Origin of the sequence: Winogradskyella sp. 4-2091 (genome assembly GCF_045765065.1) — a bacterium.
In the GTDB taxonomy this organism is placed as follows: Bacteria; Bacteroidota; Bacteroidia; order Flavobacteriales; family Flavobacteriaceae; genus Winogradskyella.
The window spans coordinates 161,452-181,839 of sequence record NZ_JBJKOD010000001.1; the positions used below are offsets into that span (position 1 = coordinate 161,452).

19 protein-coding genes are annotated in these 20,388 nt (G+C 30.5%); all 19 read left to right on the forward strand.

Translation table 11 applies throughout. The features are described from left to right. The first annotated feature begins 129 nt into the window (after positions 1–129). The 19 genes from ACJBCC_RS00680 (at position 130) to ACJBCC_RS00770 (ending at position 20,379) form a co-directional block, all read left to right on the forward strand. On the forward strand, positions 130–1,608 hold the full coding sequence (locus ACJBCC_RS00680; RefSeq protein WP_407556126.1) for a lipopolysaccharide biosynthesis protein: 1,479 nt from the start codon (positions 130–132) through the stop codon (positions 1,606–1,608). Beyond that, positions 1,608–2,453: a hypothetical protein gene (locus ACJBCC_RS00685; RefSeq protein ID WP_299099001.1), complete on the forward strand. Its 846-nt coding sequence runs from the start codon at positions 1,608–1,610 to the stop codon at positions 2,451–2,453. Before ACJBCC_RS00680 ends, ACJBCC_RS00685 begins: the two co-directional genes overlap by 1 nt. Next, positions 2,454–3,338 carry an alpha-1,2-fucosyltransferase gene (locus ACJBCC_RS00690; protein ID WP_299099003.1) on the forward strand — a complete coding sequence of 295 codons (885 nt, stop codon included), beginning with the start codon at positions 2,454–2,456 and terminating at the stop codon, positions 3,336–3,338. Beyond that, positions 3,335–4,405 (forward strand): DegT/DnrJ/EryC1/StrS aminotransferase family protein, encoded by a 1,071-nt coding sequence (locus ACJBCC_RS00695; protein WP_299099679.1) that lies wholly within the window; start codon positions 3,335–3,337, stop codon positions 4,403–4,405. Before ACJBCC_RS00690 ends, ACJBCC_RS00695 begins: the two co-directional genes overlap by 4 nt. Then, positions 4,402–5,073: a NeuD/PglB/VioB family sugar acetyltransferase gene (locus tag ACJBCC_RS00700; RefSeq protein WP_299099005.1), complete on the forward strand. Its 672-nt coding sequence runs from the start codon at positions 4,402–4,404 to the stop codon at positions 5,071–5,073. Before ACJBCC_RS00695 ends, ACJBCC_RS00700 begins: the two co-directional genes overlap by 4 nt. After that, positions 5,073–5,951 carry a glycosyltransferase gene (locus ACJBCC_RS00705; protein WP_299099007.1) on the forward strand — a complete coding sequence of 293 codons (879 nt, stop codon included), beginning with the start codon at positions 5,073–5,075 and terminating at the stop codon, positions 5,949–5,951. The genes ACJBCC_RS00700 and ACJBCC_RS00705 overlap by 1 nt, the downstream gene beginning before the upstream one ends. Next, the gene (locus tag ACJBCC_RS00710) at positions 5,948–7,132 is read left to right on the forward strand and encodes an SDR family oxidoreductase (protein WP_407556127.1); all 1,185 of its coding nucleotides are present in this window, start codon (positions 5,948–5,950) and stop codon (positions 7,130–7,132) included. The genes ACJBCC_RS00705 and ACJBCC_RS00710 overlap by 4 nt, the downstream gene beginning before the upstream one ends. Positions 7,133–7,167: 35 nt before the next feature. Continuing rightward, the gene (locus ACJBCC_RS00715; protein ID WP_299099011.1) at positions 7,168–8,898 is read left to right on the forward strand and encodes an HAD family hydrolase; all 1,731 of its coding nucleotides are present in this window, start codon (positions 7,168–7,170) and stop codon (positions 8,896–8,898) included. Next, positions 8,891–9,130, forward strand: coding sequence for an acyl carrier protein (locus ACJBCC_RS00720; RefSeq protein ID WP_299099013.1), 240 nt, complete (start codon positions 8,891–8,893; stop codon positions 9,128–9,130). The genes ACJBCC_RS00715 and ACJBCC_RS00720 overlap by 8 nt, the downstream gene beginning before the upstream one ends. 94 nt (positions 9,131–9,224) lie before the next feature. Then, positions 9,225–10,133, forward strand: coding sequence for a hypothetical protein (locus ACJBCC_RS00725; protein WP_299099015.1), 909 nt, complete (start codon positions 9,225–9,227; stop codon positions 10,131–10,133). 1 nt (position 10,134) lies between these two features. Beyond that, entirely contained in the window at positions 10,135–11,163 is a 1,029-nt protein-coding gene (locus ACJBCC_RS00730; protein ID WP_407556128.1) for a polysaccharide deacetylase family protein, read from the forward strand. Beyond that, entirely contained in the window at positions 11,160–12,419 is a 1,260-nt protein-coding gene (locus ACJBCC_RS00735) for a glycosyltransferase (RefSeq protein ID WP_407556129.1), read from the forward strand. The genes ACJBCC_RS00730 and ACJBCC_RS00735 overlap by 4 nt, the downstream gene beginning before the upstream one ends. 64 nt (positions 12,420–12,483) lie before the next feature. Then, positions 12,484–13,074 (forward strand): CatB-related O-acetyltransferase, encoded by a 591-nt coding sequence (locus ACJBCC_RS00740; protein ID WP_407556130.1) that lies wholly within the window; start codon positions 12,484–12,486, stop codon positions 13,072–13,074. Positions 13,075–13,396: 322 nt separating this feature from the next. After that, complete coding sequence (locus ACJBCC_RS00745; RefSeq protein ID WP_407556131.1) at positions 13,397–14,290, forward strand: phosphotransferase; 894 nt, start codon at positions 13,397–13,399, stop codon at positions 14,288–14,290. A 56-nt stretch (positions 14,291–14,346) separates the two neighbouring features. Further along, positions 14,347–15,306, forward strand: a complete 960-nt coding sequence (locus ACJBCC_RS00750) for a glycosyltransferase family A protein (protein ID WP_299099024.1) — start codon at positions 14,347–14,349, stop codon at positions 15,304–15,306. A gap of 11 nt (positions 15,307–15,317) precedes the next feature. Beyond that, positions 15,318–16,304 carry a sulfotransferase domain-containing protein gene (locus ACJBCC_RS00755; protein WP_299099026.1) on the forward strand — a complete coding sequence of 329 codons (987 nt, stop codon included), beginning with the start codon at positions 15,318–15,320 and terminating at the stop codon, positions 16,302–16,304. A 47-nt stretch (positions 16,305–16,351) separates the two neighbouring features. Next, positions 16,352–17,449, forward strand: coding sequence for a non-hydrolyzing UDP-N-acetylglucosamine 2-epimerase (gene wecB, locus ACJBCC_RS00760; RefSeq protein ID WP_407556132.1), 1,098 nt, complete (start codon positions 16,352–16,354; stop codon positions 17,447–17,449). Positions 17,450–17,938: 489 nt separating this feature from the next. Then, complete coding sequence (locus tag ACJBCC_RS00765) at positions 17,939–19,138, forward strand: hypothetical protein (protein WP_407556133.1); 1,200 nt, start codon at positions 17,939–17,941, stop codon at positions 19,136–19,138. After that, entirely contained in the window at positions 19,135–20,379 is a 1,245-nt protein-coding gene (locus ACJBCC_RS00770; protein WP_407556134.1) for a hypothetical protein, read from the forward strand. Before ACJBCC_RS00765 ends, ACJBCC_RS00770 begins: the two co-directional genes overlap by 4 nt. Positions 20,380–20,388: the final 9 nt, after the last annotated feature.

Consider the following 20,388-nt stretch of genomic DNA (forward strand, 5'->3'; position numbering starts at 1 on the left):
TAGATTATATAAAAGCTCTCGAGAGATTAACTTTGAAGCATTGTTTTAGGCTAGTTCTACTTGAAATAATGGTGTTGATTTAAAAATTACAACAAAAAAAAGTTGTTATTGAACTTTAATTAAAATCAAGTGGCAGACAATCTTAAAAACAAAGTAGTAAGTGGTATTTCTTGGAGTTTATTAGGGCAGGTAACTAATCAACTACTCACATTTATAATTTCAATAGTTTTAGCTAGACTTTTAGGGCCAGAAGCATTTGGTCTCATAGGCTTGGTTATGGGAATTACTACTGTACTTAATGTTATTCAAGATTTTGGATTAGGTAGTGCGATAATTCAAAAAAGTGGTGTAAATAAAAAAGATTTTTCTAGTATATTTTTGTTTAACCTTGGGATTGGAATAATACTCTTCATTTTTCTCTTTTTTACGTCTGGATTATTTGCCGATTTTTTTAAAGATAATCAACTTGAGTTTTTATTTCAATTATCTGCAGTAGGTCTAATCTTTGGCTCAATGAGCAGTAGCCTAGGAAGCTTAATTAGAAAAGACTTAGATTTTAAGAAATTAACTATGATTGGCGTCTTTGTCAATGTTGTTTCTGGAGGCTTAGGATTGTATTTGGCATACGATGGTTTTGGTGTTTTGAGTTTGGTAATAAGGAATTTAGTAAGCGCAGGATTGACCACTATAATTTATTGGGTAGTCTCACCATTAAAACCGAGTTTATATTTTAGTTTAAATAAGGTAAAAGGGTATCTAAAGTTCGGAGCGAATATGTTAGGCATTAATTTTGTTGCGCGTATTTTTGAACAAATTGATGTTTTAATAATCGGTAGATTTTACAACCCTGCAAGCGTTGGGTTTTATAATAGAGCGAAATCAATGAAGGTGTTGCCTTTGCTTACTATCACGTCAGTCCTTAATAAAGTGCTTTTTCCTGTATATTCAAAAATTAAACATGACGAGAATAGACTAAAAAAGTACTTTTCATTTTCAATAGGTCTGCTTAGCATTGTCTACGTTCCTATAATGTTATTACTAGCTTTTTATTCTAAAGAAGTTATCTTATTGCTATTAACAGACGAGTGGGCAGAAACAATTCCTTACTTACAAATACTGTGCATTACAGGTTTTTTTATGCCAATTAGTAGCGTGAGTAATAATATTTTAATATCTAGGGGAAAATCTCGATTTAGTTTAAGGTATATATTGATAAAACGTACAATCTATACTATTACACTTTTAATAGCTGCTCCGTTTGGTATTTTTAGTTTTGTATTGGTAAGTGGTGCTTACGCTGGTGTAACAGGTATAACTGATTTGTTTTTTGCATCAAAAGAAATCAACTTGAAAATTAGTATCCCATTAAAGAAAATATTCTTACAAGTGGCTTATACTGTCGTTGCATTAGGATTGGTATATGTGCTAGTTTATTTTCTTAAAGATTATTATTTACTCAATCTAATATTTGGAAGTATCGTGTTTGGCATATTATTTATATATTTTAATTATAAATCTAAAAATGAGGATTGGATTGAAACTATGGTTTTTTTGAATCCGTATATTCGCAACATTAAGAAAAAAATTAAAGTTATTTTTGTAAAATAATGAAAAGACCTATTATAATACTTTGTTATGCGCGTTCAGGTGGTACAATACTTAATAAGTGTTTGTCAAGTTTAACTGACACCGTAGTGATGTCTGAAGTGAATTCTTCAGGTGGAGGATCAGGCGTAGATATGTTAAATCCTTTATATGATATTAAGAGCCAGGCGCATACTTGGTACGATATAGATCTAAAATCTGATTCTTTTTCTGAATTAGCTACAGAATTAAATGCGCATTGTATTAATAACAATAAGCAATTAATCATTCGAGATTGGTCTATTGTTGATTTTGAACCGCTCAGAGAAAATAATAATAATCCAAGTAATACATTTAGCATACTTGAAGATTTAAAACACCTCGACCCAATTGTAATAGGATTCGTTAGAAATGCTATAGATGTATGGATTTCTAGAGGTCAACCAGACCACATCAGCTTTTTTAAATATTATGAAAATTATATTACTGCTTTAAAGCAACTTAATATTCCTATCTTTAAATATGAAGATTTTACTGAATCGCCAGAATTAGTATTTAATAAGATGTGTGACGAAATGGGGATAGAATATGAGAACGTTATAAGCAATGCTACGTCATATAATAAAGTTAATGGAGATATTCAAAAAGGACAAAATAGTAGAGGCCAAAAGATTAGTAAAATCCGTCCAATGAATCGACAGATTATACCATATAAGAGAGTAAAGAATTTAAATGCTAATGCTTTAATGAAAAAAGTGAATAGCGAAATGGGATATGGTATTAATTATTTTGATAATGTTACATTTTTAACATACATAGGTAAGAGAATCGGGCAATTTTATTTTAGACAAAAAAGAAAATTAAAATAAATGGTAGTCATTAATTTAAAAGGTGGTTTAGGTAATCAATTATTTGAATATGCTGCTAGCTTAGCAATTGCGAAACAAAGGAATCAAGAATTAAAAATAGATATCAAGTCTTTTGAGAGCGATCCTTATGGAAGAAAGTTTGGATTATGTTCATTTAAAATTGACAATAAAATCTATTCTAAAAAAGAAGTAGATGCGTTTTTAAATCTTTCTATATTTGAAAGAATAACTAACGCTTTAAAACCAAGAAACTCTAAGCGTTATTATAGTTTAGGAGATCGAGAATTAGATTTATCTATTTTAGAAGCAACGCCAAAAGATCAATATCTTAATGGTTATTTTGCTAATTCTGGATATTTTAAAAATATAAGGACTGAACTTTTACAAAATATTGAATTAAAAGAAGATTTAAAAACAGATCTATTCAAGAAAAAAATCGAATGGATAAAACAAAATAAGTTTATTTCAATTCATATTCGTCGTGCAGATTATATATCTGATAAAGGAGCGAATCAATTATTTGAAACTTTAGATCGTAATTATTATGATAGATGTATTGACTATTTTAAATCTAACAAAGAGACCTCAAATAAATTTCTTTTTTTTTCTGATGATATAGAATGGGTTAAGAATGAATTCAAGACTTTAGAAAACACTTATTTTATAGAAGAAAAAGAGCTTTATAAAGATTATTTTGATTTAATGTTTATGGCAGCATGTGAGCATAATATCATTGCTAACTCAACCTTCAGTTGGTGGTCTGCTTGGCTAAATAAAAACCCAAATAAAACTGTATTAGCGCCAAAGGCTTGGTATCGAAATCAAGATTATCAGGCGTTCTTTGAAAAAACAAAATTTATACCTGAAACTTGGATATTAATATGATACCTGTAACCAAACCATTTTTACCGCCAAAACAAGAGTTGTACGCCTTATTAGATGAAGTGTACGAGAGAAATTGGCTTACCAATAGTGGACCTTTAGTTAACTTATTAGAATCTGAAATCCCAAAGTTTTTAAACTATAAAGGTCATTTTAGTTATGTAAATAACGGGACAATTGCTATACAGATTGCTATTAAAGCATTAGAACTCACAGGAGAAATTATAACAACGCCGTTTTCTTATGTAGCCACAACAAGTAGTATTGTATGGGAAGGGTGTAAGCCTGTTTTTGTAGATATAGAAAAAGGATCTTGTAATATTAATCCTAAAAAAATTGAAGCTGCCATAACACCGCAAACTACAGGTGTTCTTGCAACGCATGTTTATGGTAACCCTTGTGATGTAGAAGCCATTGAAGTTATTGCTAAAAAACATAATTTAAAGGTCATTTATGATGCAGCCCATTGTTTCGGAACTACATATAAAGGGAAATCAATTTTTGAGTATGGAGATATTAGCACTACTAGTTTTCATGCTACCAAATTATTTCATACCGTAGAAGGAGGTGCGTTATTCACTAACAATAAAGATGTCGCTCATAAAATAAACTATATGCGCAACTTTGGCCATAATGGGCAAGAGGATTTTTGGGGCATAGGAATAAATGGTAAAAATTCAGAGTTCCATGCCGCTATGGGAATAGCAAATTTAAAGCATATGTCTTCTGTTCTAGAAAAGCGCAAGGAGCAATGGTTAATGTATAGAGAGCATCTTAGTCAAGACTTTAAAGTATTAGAACTTATTGATGAGCCTGGTTTTAATTTCGCCTACTTTCCAATATATTTTAAAACGGAAGAAGACTTGTTAGAAAAGAAAAAATTACTGGATGATAATCATATTTATTGTAGACGTTATTTTTTTCCAAGTTTGAACACTTTAAATTACACAGAAAGCGAAAATGTTTTTGAAGTGTCTGAACAGCAATCTAAGCTTGTGTTAACGCTTCCTTTATTTGATAAATTGAGTAAGGAAAATCAATTATTAATTATCAAAAATTTATTAAGTTGAAAACAACAAATATTGTCATATGCTGTGCAGGACCTCAAACAAGGGTAATAATAGATATTCTTAGAGATCGACCAGAATATTCGATTGTTGGGATAATTGACTCAGTTATTAATATAGGAGATAGTTTTTATGGCTATAAAGTTATTGGTAGACAAAATGAGATTCAAAAATTATCTAAACAATATAATTTTAATGCAGGACTTGTTGGTTTAGGTGATAATTATTTGCGAGAAAAAGTGGTTTCAGAAATTTTGGAACAAAGTGAAGATTTTAAATTCATAAACGCTATATCTAAATTCGCCTACATAAGTCCAACCGCAAAAATGGGTGTTGGAAATGTTATCATGCCAGGTGTTGTTATTAATTCTGAAGCCAACATGTCAAACCATTGCGTCATAAATACAAACAGTTCCTTAGAGCACAATTGTACAATGGCAGATTTTTCATCATTATCAGCTGGTGTTACAACTGGTGGATATTTTAATTTGGGTAGATATTCTGCGATAGCATTAGGTGTGACTATTTTAGATAGAACTTCTATTGGAGAAAATGTTGTAGTAGGCAGTGGTTCTTTAGTCGTTAAGGATTTAGAGAGTCATGGCCTTTATTACGGATCACCAGCAAAACGTATTAGAGAAAGAAAACCATTTGAAAGATTTTTAAAATAATGGCAGATAAAAATCTCAATCCTATTGTGTCTGTATGCGTTATCACCTATAATCAGGAGGCTTACATAAAAAAAAGTTTGGAAAGTATTATTGGGCAAAACACCAATTTCGATTTTGAAATTGTTATTGGTGAAGATTGCTCCACTGATAGTACTGCTTTAATTATTAAAGAATTAGCAGCATCGAATAATAAAATTACACTTTTAGACAATAGTGTTAATTTAGGTGTTTTACCAAATTTTTTAAGAACTTTAAAAGCGTGTAAGGGTAAATATATTGCATTTTGTGAAGGTGATGATTACTGGATTGATGAAAACAAACTTCAAAAACAAGTCGATTTTTTAGAACAACAACCAAGTTATGGAGGTGTGTCTACAAACAACCGTTGGTTCTTTGAAAATGAAAATACATATAATGACAGTATCTTAGAGGAAGGAGAGATTTCTTTTGAATCATTAGCGCAGTCAAATAAAATAAATTCTCAAACGATTCTTTTTAAAAAAGAACTTATATCTAATTTAGATTGGATGACTAATCTAAAAATTGGAGATTGGCCTTTAAATTTATTAATAACGAGTCAACAGCCTTATTATAGACTTCCGGATGTAACAACAATTTATCGTGTTCATGAAGGTGGTGTTCATTCATTATTAAAGAAGGAGGCTAAATTACGAAATGTAGTAGAGGTTTTAATAAGTGTATTAGTCCATGTAGACTTATCTCATGAACGACAAGGATTGTTGAAAAAATCTATTATAAATACGCTAATAAAGCTTATAGCCTATAGGCCAAATGATATTAAAAAGTTGAGGAAAAAATACTTCGAATATGGAGGTTCTTTTTTCAATAAAACAGTACTTAAAAGTTATATTAAATGACATATTCTGAAATTTTTATAGGGCAAACAGCCGAAGTAGTACATACTATTACCGCAAAAGATATAGATAAATTTGCAGAATTAACAGGTGATGATAATCGTCTACATGTTGATGCGACCTATGCAAAAAAAACAGCTTTTAAAAAACAAGTAGCACATGGTATGTTGGGTGCATCATTTATTTCTACTGTAATTGGAACGAAATTACCTGGAGATGGAGCGCTTTGGTTTTCTCAAAGTTTAGAGTTTTTATTACCGGTTAGAATCGGAGATACCATAACTGTAATTGCAGAAGTACTTAAAAAGAATGATAGAGAAGAGAGTATAGAGTTATCTACTGTAATTTTTAATCAGAACAAACAGAAAGTAACTACAGGTAACGCTAAAGTTAAAATCATTCCGTTTGAAAAAGTAGAAGAACAATCTATAGAACAATTAAAAGATACACCCAAAATAGCTTTGATTGTTGGAGCATCTGGTGGAATAGGCCTAGAAGTTACAAGGCAATTACTTGATGCCGGATTTCATGTTATTGGACATTACAATAGTAATAAAACTGGTTTACTAAATCTAAGAAATACGCTTAAAGAACCAGAGCGTTTAAGAATTATACAAAGTGATTTAACGTCAAAGGATGGAGTAGAACATATTTTAGATGCTGTCAATAGATACACAGATGTTTTAGATGCTTTAGTGTATACATCAAGCCCTTCAATCCCTAATATAGATTTTCAATTATTAGATTGGAGTGATTTTGCAATACAAATAAAATTGCACGTAGAAATACCGTTCTTATTAACTCAAAAGTTAGAAAATCATCTTGCTAAAAGGCAAGCAGGTGTTGTGTTTATTACGACTCAGTCAATAGAACAACCCTTTGCTAAATTAGCACATTATACAACAGCAAAAGGAGCTTTGTTGGGTTTAACTAAGTCTTTGGCTACAGATTTAGCTAGCAAAAAAATTAGAGTAAATGCAGTTTCTCCAAGTATCGCTGATACAGATTTAAATGCTGATTTGCCTAAAAAAATAAAATTGTTAACGGCTGCAAAAACACCACTTAAACGCTTGGCTGCACCAGATGATATTGCTCAAGCAATCGTGTTTTTAGCAGATTCGTCTAAAAGTGGTTTTATAACAGGAGAAACCATTCGTATCAATGGTGGTCAAGTGATGTGGTAAACACATTAAGGAAAATCATATAATATACCTTTATTATGAACAGTTATTTAGAGCTCTTAAAAGCTAAAGCTAATTTAGAACAGAAAAGTTACTCACATAATATTGAGCTTGTAGTGCTTAATAATATTACTACAAACCCAATAAAAGATTACCTAGAATATAATTGTGCAGTAAACAATATTAATATTGATATTACTTTTGGAGACTATGATAATATCTCTCAAAATGCGCAAGAATTTGATTTAAACAATAAAATTGTTCTTATATTTTGGGAGCTTGCCAATTGTTTACACGGCTTGGAATATAAAATTGATAGTTTTGATACTGAGCATATTTATGCATTAGAACAAAAAATACAAGCCGAGTTGCAACTTACTTTTGCAGCGTTAGCTAATGCATCTTTAGTCATAATGAATCGTTTTACAGCATTACCATTTAGTTATTTACAAACCCAAACGGGAGAACTTGAAGAATTAGCAATAAGGCTAAATAGATTTTGTGAAGAGCATGCACCTAAATCAATTAAATGGGTTAATACGGATAAATGTCTAGTACAATCAGGCATAGAAAACACCATTGACTTTAAAGGGTATCTAAAGAATAAATTGTTATATAAACACGGGTTTTATATGAGTTATATGAAACTTATTCAGCCTTATTTTAACGCAGTAACAGGACAAGTTAAAAAATTGCTAGCATTAGATTGTGATAATACGTTGTGGAAAGGTATTTTAGGAGAAGATGGCTTTGATCATATAGCCATGGATGAAAACACATACAAAGGTCAGGCGTTTGCGGCAGCACAATATAGAGCAATGTCTTTAGGTAAAAAGGGTGTTCTTTTGGCTCTAGCAAGTAAGAACAATGAAGAAGATGTCGATAAAGTATTAGAGAACCACGCAGATTTAACAATAAAGCAAGACGTATTAGTTGCTAAAAAAGTGAATTGGGAAGCAAAAAGTGAAAACCTTAAGCAATTGGCTTCAGAACTAAATATAGGTGTAGACTCTTTTGTTTTTGTTGATGATAGTGACTTTGAAGTTCAATTAATGCGAGATCAAGTCCCTTCTGTAGAGACGATACAAGTTCCAAAAAATGCGGTGCAGTACTATGTGGATCAGCAGCAATGGACAAACTATTTTTTACAACTCAATGAAAGCCAAGAAGACGGTAAAAAACTAGATCAATATAAGCAGAACGTAGCGCGTTCTAAGGCTGAAGGAAAATCACAAAGTTTTGAGGATTTTTTGAAGGCATTAAATTTAGAGTTGACTATTTATAAGAATGACGAGCAACTCATTTCTCGAATGGCTCAAATGACACAAAAAACCAATCAGTTTAATTTAACTACACCAAGATATACTGAGGCTCAAATAACACAATTTGTAAATGACGAAGCTTATGATTGTTTTGCGTTTGGTGTAAAAGACAAATTTGGAGATAGTGGTATTACTGGTCTATGTATAGTAAACTATGTAGATGAAAACACTGCACATATAGATGCGCTTTTAATGAGTTGCAGAATACTGGGAAGAACAGTAGAATATAGATTTTTAGAAGAAGTATTAACTCAAGTGTTCGCTAAAACACAACACCTAGAAGGGTCTTATATTGTAACTAAAAAGAATGCACAAGTTGCTGATTTTTATCCTAAAATTGGTTTTCAGCTCAAAGAACAATCTGAAACAATGACCGTATATTCAATGAAAAAGGCTACTTTTGCAGCCGCTAACGCGTATAATTATATAACATTACATTATGCCTAATATTGAAGAAAAACTTAAAGAAATTATGGCTCTCGTGTTTGATGTATCAACAGAAGAGATTAACGAAGACACAAGCCCAGATGATTTAGACAATTGGGATTCTATAGGATCCATTAATCTTGTAACTGCATTAGAAGACGAGTTTGATATTGAATTCGAAGAAGAAGATATTATTGAAATGCTTAATTTTCAATTAATAAAAATAAAGATTGAAGAGAAAATAGAAGCTTAATAAGTAACTAAATTTCTTCAGTTTTAAATAGGAACGAGCTGTTCAGTGCTTTATAATCTATTTATTATTATAACTACGATAATTATTAATAACCATGACTGTTAGAGAGGCGACTCAGTTAGATTTTGAAGCCGTTTATAAGCTTCTCGCTAGACTTAATAATACAAGTTTGAGCAAAACAGATTGGAAAAAGATTACCGAAGTGAATTTTAATGCAGCTCATAATCACTATGGATATGTGTTAGAAGTCGATAATAAGCTATTAGGATTTATAGGAACAATTTTTTCTGAGCGATTAGTAAATGGAGAAGTTAAAAAATTTTGTAATACGCACAGCTGGATTGTAGATCCTTCTGTAAAAATGGGAGGTATGGCATTATTGCTTAAAGTTCTAAGATTGAAAGACCATGTAATTACAAATTTTACGGCATCTGAAGGGCCTTTCAAGATATTTAAGAGTTTGAAATTTAATGAAGTGGCTTATAAAAATTATAAAATACTTCCAGTGCAAGGTGCAAAAGGGCTAGTAAAATTTGAAATTGAAAAAGTCACAGATAAGAATGCGGTAAAGCTGCTTAGTCCGCAAGATTTGAAGTTGTATAATGATCATAGAGATTTTAAAAACGCTCAGTTTTTATATCTAAAAGCTGACAATTTAGATTGTTTTATAATTAGTAAAAAAAGGAGCTATGTACCTAACGTTTTTAATAAGGTATCAGTTTTAAAAAAGAGTATTCAGAATAGATTAACATTAGCTGAAATTCATTACATAAGCAATCCAGATGTGTTTTTTAAGAGCTACTCTAATACAAGTAATGCCTTAAAAATATGCAGAAAATTGGGTTGGTCTATCGGTATTTTAATAGCAGATAGGTTTATTCCGGAAGATAGTACGGTCAAAAAAAAGTATTACCCTAGAAAAAGACCGTATGTTTATAGACATGCGGAAAATGATGAATTAATTGATACATTATATTCAGAATTTTTTATCTTAAATTTTTAATATGGATACTACCAAAGGAAAGATTTTTATTAAAAATGCACTTTCTCCCTTTTTTCGTGGATTATATCAAGGATTGGGTCAAATTGTTGTACTTCATCGTGTAATTCCTAAGTCAAGTAACGAGCGGCTTCGTAATACTGGTATTGAAATTACTGAAGAGCATTTAGAAGAATTAATTATTTATTTTAAGAAAAGAAATTATGATTTTATTTCTTTAGATGACTTACCAGATTATCTTCAAGGAAAAATGAAAAGGAAATTTGTAATTTTTACATTAGACGATGGTTATGTAGATAATTTAACTCATGCATACCCTATCTTTAAAAAGCATAACGTGCCGTTTACAATTTATGTAACAACAAATTTTCCAGATAAAAAAGCAGTCTTATGGTGGTATTTGTTAGAAGATTTATTACTTAAGGAACAGAGATTGACTTTTAATTTTAAAGAAGAAAATTTTAATTTCAATCTTCAAAGTTATACTGACAAAGAAGAAACTTTTAATTATTTACGCCACTTTATTATAAGTTATGAAGGCGCAGAACAGTTGAACCTCATTGATACAATATTTTCAAAGTATAGCATGCCTCTTTACGAAAAAGTGGAGGATTTGGCATTAAATTGGAATCAAATTATTCAACTAAATTCAGATCCATTAGTAACAATAGCAGCTCATACTGTAAATCACCCTTCTTTTAAGGCTATTAGTGATAGCCAATTATTACAAGAAGTTAATCAATCTGTAAAAATTTTAGAATCAAGATTAAATACTCCAATAGAGCATTTCGCATATCCATTTGGTTCTCCAGTAGAGGTTGGGGGTAGAGAAGTTGAATTAATGTATAAAACTAAAATTAAAACCTCAACAACAGGCAGAAAGGGTAATATTATGGCAGAACATCAAAATCATATGCATGCCTTACCGCGTCTATATGTTGGTCCGCAAACAACAGAACGTTATTTAAATGATTTTATCAGTGGTAAAATATCTTTTGTGTCAGGTTCTAAACAACGCATTGTTACGGTATGAAAACAGGAGATACTTTAGTGCTTTTTACATTGCATTATCCTTACGGAAAGAAATCTGAGACTTTCATTGAAAATGAAATTGAGCATTTGGCGGATGCATTTAAACGAGTTATCATAATTCCTAGGGAGAAAACACATTCAGGACAACGTGCGTTACCTCAAAATGTTGAAGTCAACGATTTTTTAGTAAATAGTGGAAAGGTTGATAATCATTTTAAATATATTTTAAGTTCTTTTAATCGTTTAAGAGCAGTTCTTAAAATTTATACGTATACGATTTTAAACGATAAAAAAAGAGTAGATTATCTTACGGGAGGTTATTTTATTTATTATTTAGCCAATGCTTTGAAAGAAGCAAAACTAATTGAATCATTTATAGAAAAATCGAATTTGAATAATCCCGTTTTTTATGATTATTGGTTTGTAAATTCTACATTGAGTTTAGCATATCTTAAATCTAAAAAAAGCATTTCTAATCTTTATTGTAGAGCACACGGATTTGATGTTTTTAATGAACGTTGGGATTGTGGTTCCGTTCCGTTTAGACAGTATATTCTCAAAAATATTGATAAAGTATTTGCTATTAGTAATTATAATAAAGAATATTTTAATCAGCAGTTAACTAAATATAGTGAAAAAGTAAAGGTAGCCTATTTAGGGGTTAGAGCGAATAAATTTAAATTGGAGTCTCAGCTTAAAGTTGATGAAAAAACGACATTTTTGATTGTCAGTTGTGCCAACCTTTTTCCTTTCAAACAAATTCAAAGGATTCCTGAGTTATTATGTTTAATGAAATTAGAGCATAAAACCATTAGATGGGTACATTTTGGAGATGGTCCTAAAGAAAAAGAAGTACTAGACGCAGCTCAACATCTACCGTCTAATATCACATTTGATTACAAAGGGCATGTTGCAAATCAAAAAGTCCTTGATTTTTATTCAGAAAATGATGTAGATTTATTTTTATCTTTAAGTTTAAAAGAAGGATTGCCAGTCTCAATGATGGAAGCTCAAAGCTTTGGTGTCCCAATTATGGCTTACAGCATTTTTGGAATTCCAGAAATTGTAAATGATACAACAGGGGTTTTATTAGATTTGAGTGCGACTAACGAAGACATTGCACAGGAAATAGCTTTGATCGTAGAACATAAAATTAGTTTTAGCAAGTCAGAAATAAAAAGTTTTTTTAACAAAAACTTTAGTGCCGAGTCAAACTATAAAAATTTTACTAAAAACCTTTTAGATAAAAATGATTAGCAAACTTAAAAACAGACTATTTAATAAGGTTTATCTCTTATTGCGATTTGGGAATTTTATACCCATGTCTAGCAAGGTTAAAATAAATAAGAATTCAAAAGTATATGGATCGCGTTTAGATGGTAATATTGATATCGCTGAAGGTGCTATGGTTGCAAGATGTGAATTATATGGTAATATTGAAATAGGAAGATATACGAGCTTAAATGGACCTAATACTGATGTTGTAGCTCATGGAGGGAAAGTAATTATTGGTCAATTTTGTTCTATTGCTAGAAATGTTTCAATGCAAGTAAGCAATCATGCAATGGCTAGGGCAACAACGTATCCAATATTTAAGAACATTTTTAACGAAGAAATAAATGATGACTTTATTTCAAAAGGAGATATTGTTATTGGAAATGACGTTTGGATTGGTGCACATTCTTTAATTTTATCTGGCGTAAAAATAAATGATGGAGCTGTTATTGCGGCTAACTCTGTTGTAACTGTAGATATTCCTGCGTATGCAATTGTTGCAGGTTCGCCAGCTAAAGTAATAAAATATCGTTTTTCGCCAGAAACTATAGACCAGCTATCTGTAAAAAAATGGTGGGATTGGCCATTAGAAAAAATTAAAAAAGAAAGGGATTTTTTTAAAAAAAGCTTAAAATAATTTAAACCCTTACTGTATTTATAATTTAGATATAAACAGGATAAATACAACTTACATCGCCTATAGAAAATAGAATGGTCTAAGAAATTGTTTTTTAAATACAACGTTTACTGATAGTATGAAAATAAGAAGATATGAAATTGATTACATTTTTAAGACGCTAGCGACTGCCAATTTGCACGATAAAACTATCAAAGCATCTGAAAAATTTATTTGTATTCCTCGTTATAACGTCTGTATTAATCTCAAAAGATCGTCAATACGTTTTTTCTTTAATTACGTTTATAAGGTAAGAACTTATAAAACGTACCTAATTTGGTCATTGCTAAATATTGTTGCCATTTTTCCTGTTTTCCATAAACTTTTGAACTTAATAGGACTCCAATATGACATTAAATATTTAAAAGCACCCAGCTCTATTCATTGGAATAAAATTGACTTAATATACGTAGAATGGCATTTTTTTGGTGTGTTTTCTAATAGTGATAAAACAGTGACTCATGTTTTAGCAAAGAAATCTTATGCTGAGCGATTTCAAAATGAAATTAATGCTCGTAAAATGGGTAAACAATTTAAAAACCTTTCTAAAGTGTTTCCAAGGCTTTTAAAAATATCTGATAATCCAAAGTATTATATTGAAGAGTTGGCTGTTGGCGCTGGAAATCAATTAATAAATGAGAACCAATTAATCAAAGCTCAGAAAAAAATCAAAAAACTTAATCGTAAAACATTAAAAAATATCCAATTAGACGAATATTATAAAACTTTAGTTAATAAATTAGGTGAAATTAACAATGATCGCTTGTTTCGGGCATCTCAAGAGTTAAGAGCCTCAATCGAAAATGACTATTTAGAAAAAGATATTAAGTTAGAATTAGCGTTAGTACATGGCGATTTTAATGCAGGACAAGTGTTGTCTAAAAATAACCGTATAAAAATTATTGATTGGGGTGATGGTGGTTTATTAAATCGTTTTTTTGATTATATTTCCATAACTATATATAAATCTCCAGATCATGCCTTTAATAAAGACTATTTTCCCAATGACCTTTCAGTATTAGAAAAATTCTTTTCAAAGAAATTAAATAGAATAGCTCATATGAATTTATATGTTAGAATTACATTATTAGAAATCCTAATTATTTCTAAAGGTGAGTTTGAAGCTAAAGAAGGTGCATATGACAGGTGGCTTACAGCGGTTAAGTCTAATACTTAGAAGTTTGCACAGTTAAAACAAAAGTATTCAAGAATTTATAGATTATCTATTTTGCTATGTCATTAGTTTCAGTAATAATACCCAATTATAATGGTTTAAAGTATATTAAAGATACTTTAGATTCTGTATATAATCAATCTTATAACAATATAGAAATAATTGTTGTTGACGATGGTTCTACAGATGGATCATTAGAATATCTTTTAACTTTAAACAAAACGAATGTTACAGTATTAAAAAATCCATTACAAGGGGCTTGTTCTGCTAGAAATTATGGGTTGAGTATGGCTAAAGGGATGTATATTCAGTTTTTAGATAATGATGATTTACTTAGTTTAGATAAAATTGAGTCGCAGGTAAAAGCATTATCTAATAATGAAAAGGCTATTGCAGTTTGCAATACAAATCATTTTTATGATACTATTGAGAATGGTGTGATTACAGATTGGAATTTTCTTTATACAACAGATAATACAGAAGAGTTTTTATTAAATCTTTATGGCGCAAATGGCCCTCAAAATATGGTTCAGACAAGTGCGTGGTTGGCACCAAAGAAGTTGTTAGATTCAACAAGACCATGGGATGTGACCTTAAGTAAAGATCAAGATGGTGAATATTTTTGTAGAGTTGTCACTCGAGCAAATCAAGTAATTTATGTGCCAGAAATATTAAATCATTATAGAAAACACATTAAAGGTTCTAATATTGCTAACCAAAAACAGAGAGAACATTTTGAGAGTCAACTAAAAGCATTAAACTCTAAATCGAAACAGTTTAAATATTCAATCGATACAATCGAATATAAAAATGCCATGGCCTTACAATATAAGATTATAGCAATTGGTGCATATCCTGAATTTAAGGACATATCAGAAGAGGCTATGTTTTTATCAAATCAATTTGGCGGTTCACAATTTGTTCCCGTTCTTGGAGGAAAATTAATAGAATTTATTAAAAATTGTTTTGGTTGGCGCATTGCAAAGTTGTTTTCAAAAGTGATACATAAAATAATATAGTTGGGTGTAATATGAATAAATTAAAGTTTTATCTTATTAAGGTTAGTGAAATCCTTAATTTTATAGTTAACATTAAGTTGGCAAAAGTAAAGCATAATCAAAATATATTGATTTATGGGATTTCTAGAGGAGGTACAACTTTACTAGCAGAAACTTTAGTTGGTGTTCTAAAAGCAAGATTAATATGGGAGCCCTTATTTAACCATAGAGCGGTTGGTTTTAATACTATAAATCCATACTCATTAAAGAGTTATAAAGAATTAGATTTGGGTTGGCATCCTCATATAGCCTCAATTGAAGACTCTGAAGTAAATACGTATTTTGACGCTTATTTTAATTTAGATAAAAGGAATATTCGATTTTTTCGCTTTTCCAACCCTAAAACATTTAGTAGAAGTAAGCACACAATTCATAAGATGTGTTTTGGGAATTTTATGTATTCTTATTTTCAAAAGAGGTACAATTTAAATTCAATTATTTTATTAAGACATCCATTTGCTGTGGCTGCCTCTTCATTGAATTTTGGTAAAAATTTTGACTATCATAAAGAAAATTTTTCATCATGGAAATATGAATCCTCAAACAAAAGTGATAGCTTTTTTTTGCAATATGAAGATAAATATACACTAATAAAATCTGCATTCACATTATTGGTCTTTCAGTCAGTTAGCCAATTTTCATATGCTTTAAATCATATGGATAAAGAAAAATCCATAATATTGTTTTACGAGGATTTAGTAATGGATAAACCATCATGTCATGAACAATTAGAACAATTTTTAAATTGTAAAATTGATTTTAATTATTTTGAGGACGCATTAAGTAAACAAAGTTTTAGTTCAGGTAAAGGTCATACAAATACGGACCCAATGGCTCAACTTTCAAAATGGAAAAAGGTAGTGTCTGACGATGATGTTAAAGCGGGTCTTGAAATCTTTGAGAGTTTTAATTTTAAATTATATAGTGATGATACACTGCCTGTCAAATCAATCATTTAGCTTTTTAAGTTTTTAAGATATAAAGAAGATTAAAAAACAATTGGCAAATGAAAAATATTCTCATCGTTGTTGGTACAAGACCAAATTATATAAAAGTAACTCAGTTTAAAAAAGTAGCAGAGCAACAATTTAAAAGTCAATTTAATATAAAAATTGTACACACAGGGCAGCATTTTGATAAGTCTATGGCAGATGTGTTTTTTCAGCAATTAGATATTTGGCCAGATTATTTTTTGAATATTTCACAAGCCACACCTAATACTCAAATGGCTGAAATAATGCTGCGCTTAGAAAAAGTAATTACTGAAGAATTTGAGCCTGACGTAATGTTGGTGCCTGGAGATGTTAATTCTACATTAGCCGCTGCTCTAACGGCTCAAAAATTAGGTATTACGTTAGGCCATATAGAAAGTGGGTTAAGAAGCTATGATAGGTCAATGCCAGAGGAAGTGAATAGAATCTTGGTTGACGAAATTTCAGATTTGTATTTTGTGACAGAGCAAAGTGGTATAGATAATTTATTAAAAGAAGGTAAGTCGGGATCTAAAATACATTTTGTTGGTAATACAATGATTGATACTCTTGTATCATTTAAAGACAATATAGCGGCTAAAACTATTTTACAATCTTATAAATTAGTAAAGGATGAATTTATATTAATAACTATTCATCGACCTGCAACTGTAGATAATATAGGAGGATTAAAAAAATTATTTTCTCTTTTGAAAGAAATACCTGATGATGTTTCTATTGTATTTCCAATACATCCACGAACTCTAAATAATATCAAAAAATTTAATCTAGAAGAACAGTTCAATAAAATAGAGAATTTACAATTATTAACGCCATTAGATTATTTTAGTTTTCAAAATTTAGTCCATAATTGTAAAATGGTACTTACTGACAGTGGAGGTATACAAGAAGAAACAACATTTAAGCAAAAACCTTGTTTAACATTAAGACCCAATACGGAGCGACCTAGTACTACAGAAATTGGTTCTAATACTTTGTTAGATTTTAGTAAAGAAGACATTTTAAGTAAGATAAACTTAATCATGGCTAATAAGTATAAGGAAGGGCAAATCCCTAAATATTGGGATGGTTCTGCCACTGAACGAATTTTAAAAGTTATTTTAGAGCCTTAATTAATCTTTTTTTCATATCAATTAAAATTTTCTTAATTATAGAAGGTATCCAACGCGAGACTCAATGTTGTCGTTTATCTGTGATTTGCTTCATGCATTTCGAATAATTAAACTTAGAAAATCTATCCTTTCAATTTATATAAAACCTTAAATTAAGGATTTCTATTTTAGGTTTTTGCAGTAATACTATAACTATTATAAAGACCTTGCTTAAATTAATATTATAACCAAGATCAAATGGTATATACCACTAATGAATTCTACAATATTAGGGCAAAAGGATTAAATGAGTTTGTTAAAGGATAATCTGAAAGATTTAAAAATATTGATTAAAATTAATTTTAAGTTGCAATGAGATAATCATCAAATAGTTTTAAACATTTGAAAGTTAGTAAGAGAGATTATTAAAAATAGCCATAAGAACTAATAATGCTAGATTATTTCGATTATTTTTGCAGTATAAATATCAAGTAAAAATTAAGTGTCAATTTGAAAAAAAAGCCTCATCTTTTATTTATTACAACTTCAAGTTTAGCAGCTAACCCTCGTTTAGTAAAAGAATTTGAAGCGTTAAAAAAAGATTTTAATTGTTTTGTTTTGAGTTACATACATCACGATTGGACGTTGGAGCTTACTGAGGCTATAAAAATAAGGAATCCAGAAGTACAATTTGTAGAGATAGATAGGAAAAACAAAGTGCTCCAAACAGTGCAATTTAAGATCAAACATAAATTGGCTATTTTACTGAATTCTGTTTTTTTAAATAGTTTTAAGATAGCTGCCTATGCTAGTAATGATAAAGCACCTCAACTTTGGTTGGCAGCAAAAAAAATGGCTAGAGAGTTTGCTTTTAGTAGGGTTTTTGCGCATAATTTAGGCGCATTCTATGCAGCTGTGAAGTTGTCAGATAACAGCCAAGTATCATTACAGTTAGATATAGAAGATTATTATCCTGGAGAGGCCTTATATTTTAATAAAAAATATGAAAAGCGAAATAGAATGCTGATCATGTCTCATGGGTTTTTAAAAGCAAATAGCATTACCTATGCTTCGAAAGGTATTGAAATAGAATGCGAAAAGCATTTTAATGTTAGTGCCCAAACAAAGCAAGCCACAATTATCAATGCCTTTAATGCAATAGATTTTAATCAACCAAAACCACAAGACTCAACTCACATAAAATGTGTTTGGTTCTCTCAACATATAGGGCCTAATCGCGGACTGGAACAGGTTTTTGAAGCTGCAAAAGCAATGAGTCAAGTGAAATTTCATCTCATAGGTAATAAAAATGAACCCTATATTGACACCATGACTTTAAGTTCAAACATCATTCTGCATGATATAATGAGTCAGGAAGATTTGCATAATTTTTTAGGTGAAATGGATATTGGTCTTGCATTAGAAAGTGAACAGGTAGATTATAATAGAGATATTTGTCTTACGAATAAATTTTTGGCTTATGCACAATCAGGTCTTTATATTTTGGCTACAAATACATTTGGACAATCTCAATTTTTAAATTCCTTAAATTATAATGCAGGTTTAATAATGGAATCGACATTAAATGATAGTCTAATGCAGATAAACAGAGATGTTTTATCCACGGAAAATAAGATAGAGAGATGGCACAATGCCAAATTATTTTCATGGGAAAATGAACAAATAAAATTAAAGAAATTACTGGAATGAAAACCGTTTTAATAATATACCCACATTGGGTGCCTGCAAATTTAGCAGGTGTTCAACGTCCTCGTTTAATTGGGAACTACTTAAAGCAATTTGGCTGGAAACCTCTGTTGTTAACCGTAGATTCTAAATTTTATGAAGAAACACCAGATCCGCATATCGCTAAAACAGCATCAGGAGATATTGAAGTCATCTATACAAAAGCCTACAAAGTAGGGAAACCTAGAATAATAGGCGATATTGGTTTACGCGCTTATCCGTTTCTTAAAAAAGAAGCCTTGCGAATATGTAAAGAACGTAAAATAGATTGTATTTGGGTACCGATACCGTCATTTTATACGGCAGTTTTAGGTAGAGTAATACATAATAAAACCGGCATTCCGTATGGTATTGATTATATAGATCCTTGGGTACGAGATATTACGAACCAAAATGATACAAGAGCAAAATTAAGTCAATCTGTTGCGAGAACATTAGAGCCATATGCTGTAAAAAAGGCTGCATTTATAACAGGTGTATCTACACCATATTATTGGCCAGTAATAGAACGAAATTTTAAAAAGCCACCTGTACATGTAGGAATGCCATATGGTTTTGATCCAAATGATCATAAAATAAAACTAGAAGGATTAAAGATGCCTTGGGATGAGATTGAAAACTGTAAACCTTGGATTTATGCAGGTGCGTTTTTACCCAATTCGCATTTATTTATGGATTGTTTCTTTAATGCCATAAAAGAATTAAAAGATGCAGGTAACTGGGATCCAAATATAAAATTGTTTTTTATTGGTACAGGTCCTTATCCTGCAAAACGCATAACGGCTTATGCTGCAGATTATGGTTTGGAAGAGATGGTAGTAGAACAAAGAGAGCGACAACCCTTCTTAAACATATTAAATTATTTATCGCATGCAGATCGCGTGATGTTATTTGGAAGTACTGAAAAACATTATACAGCATCCAAAACGTTTCAATGTTTGTTAAGTGAGCGTCCATTGTTTACTGTTTTGCATGCAGAAAGTTCTGCAGTACAAGTAATTAAAGACGTAAAGGCAGATGCTTATTTAGTAGCTTATGATGAAGGAGATACTAAGCCAAAAATTGTTAAAGCCATAAGTAACGTACTAGATCCCTTTCAAAAGAATGAAGATTGGTCTCCAGTACTAGAATCCTTAGATCAGTACTCGTCGAAACAATCAGCTAAAGTGTTAGCAGAGGCTATGGATAAAGTTGTAAGTAAATAATATCTATTG

Excerpts from the sequence above, each read along its gene's own strand:
- ACJBCC_RS00685 (WP_299099001.1), top strand. The coding sequence starts at position 1,608 with ATGAAAAGACCTATTATAATACTTTGTTATGCGCGTTCAGGTGGTACA.
- ACJBCC_RS00690 (WP_299099003.1), top strand. The coding sequence starts at position 2,454 with ATGGTAGTCATTAATTTAAAAGGTGGTTTAGGTAATCAATTATTTGAA.
- ACJBCC_RS00695 (WP_299099679.1), top strand. The coding sequence starts at position 3,335 with ATGATACCTGTAACCAAACCATTTTTACCGCCAAAACAAGAGTTGTAC.
- ACJBCC_RS00705 (WP_299099007.1), top strand. The coding sequence starts at position 5,073 with ATGGCAGATAAAAATCTCAATCCTATTGTGTCTGTATGCGTTATCACC.
- ACJBCC_RS00710 (WP_407556127.1), top strand. The coding sequence starts at position 5,948 with ATGACATATTCTGAAATTTTTATAGGGCAAACAGCCGAAGTAGTACAT.
- ACJBCC_RS00715 (WP_299099011.1), top strand. The coding sequence starts at position 7,168 with ATGAACAGTTATTTAGAGCTCTTAAAAGCTAAAGCTAATTTAGAACAG.
- ACJBCC_RS00720 (WP_299099013.1), top strand. The coding sequence starts at position 8,891 with ATGCCTAATATTGAAGAAAAACTTAAAGAAATTATGGCTCTCGTGTTT.
- ACJBCC_RS00725 (WP_299099015.1), top strand. The coding sequence starts at position 9,225 with ATGACTGTTAGAGAGGCGACTCAGTTAGATTTTGAAGCCGTTTATAAG.
- ACJBCC_RS00730 (WP_407556128.1), top strand. The coding sequence starts at position 10,135 with ATGGATACTACCAAAGGAAAGATTTTTATTAAAAATGCACTTTCTCCC.
- ACJBCC_RS00735 (WP_407556129.1), top strand. The coding sequence starts at position 11,160 with ATGAAAACAGGAGATACTTTAGTGCTTTTTACATTGCATTATCCTTAC.
- ACJBCC_RS00740 (WP_407556130.1), top strand. The coding sequence starts at position 12,484 with ATGTCTAGCAAGGTTAAAATAAATAAGAATTCAAAAGTATATGGATCG.
- ACJBCC_RS00750 (WP_299099024.1), top strand. The coding sequence starts at position 14,347 with ATGTCATTAGTTTCAGTAATAATACCCAATTATAATGGTTTAAAGTAT.
- ACJBCC_RS00755 (WP_299099026.1), top strand. The coding sequence starts at position 15,318 with ATGAATAAATTAAAGTTTTATCTTATTAAGGTTAGTGAAATCCTTAAT.
- wecB (WP_407556132.1), top strand. The coding sequence starts at position 16,352 with ATGAAAAATATTCTCATCGTTGTTGGTACAAGACCAAATTATATAAAA.
- ACJBCC_RS00770 (WP_407556134.1), top strand. The coding sequence starts at position 19,135 with ATGAAAACCGTTTTAATAATATACCCACATTGGGTGCCTGCAAATTTA.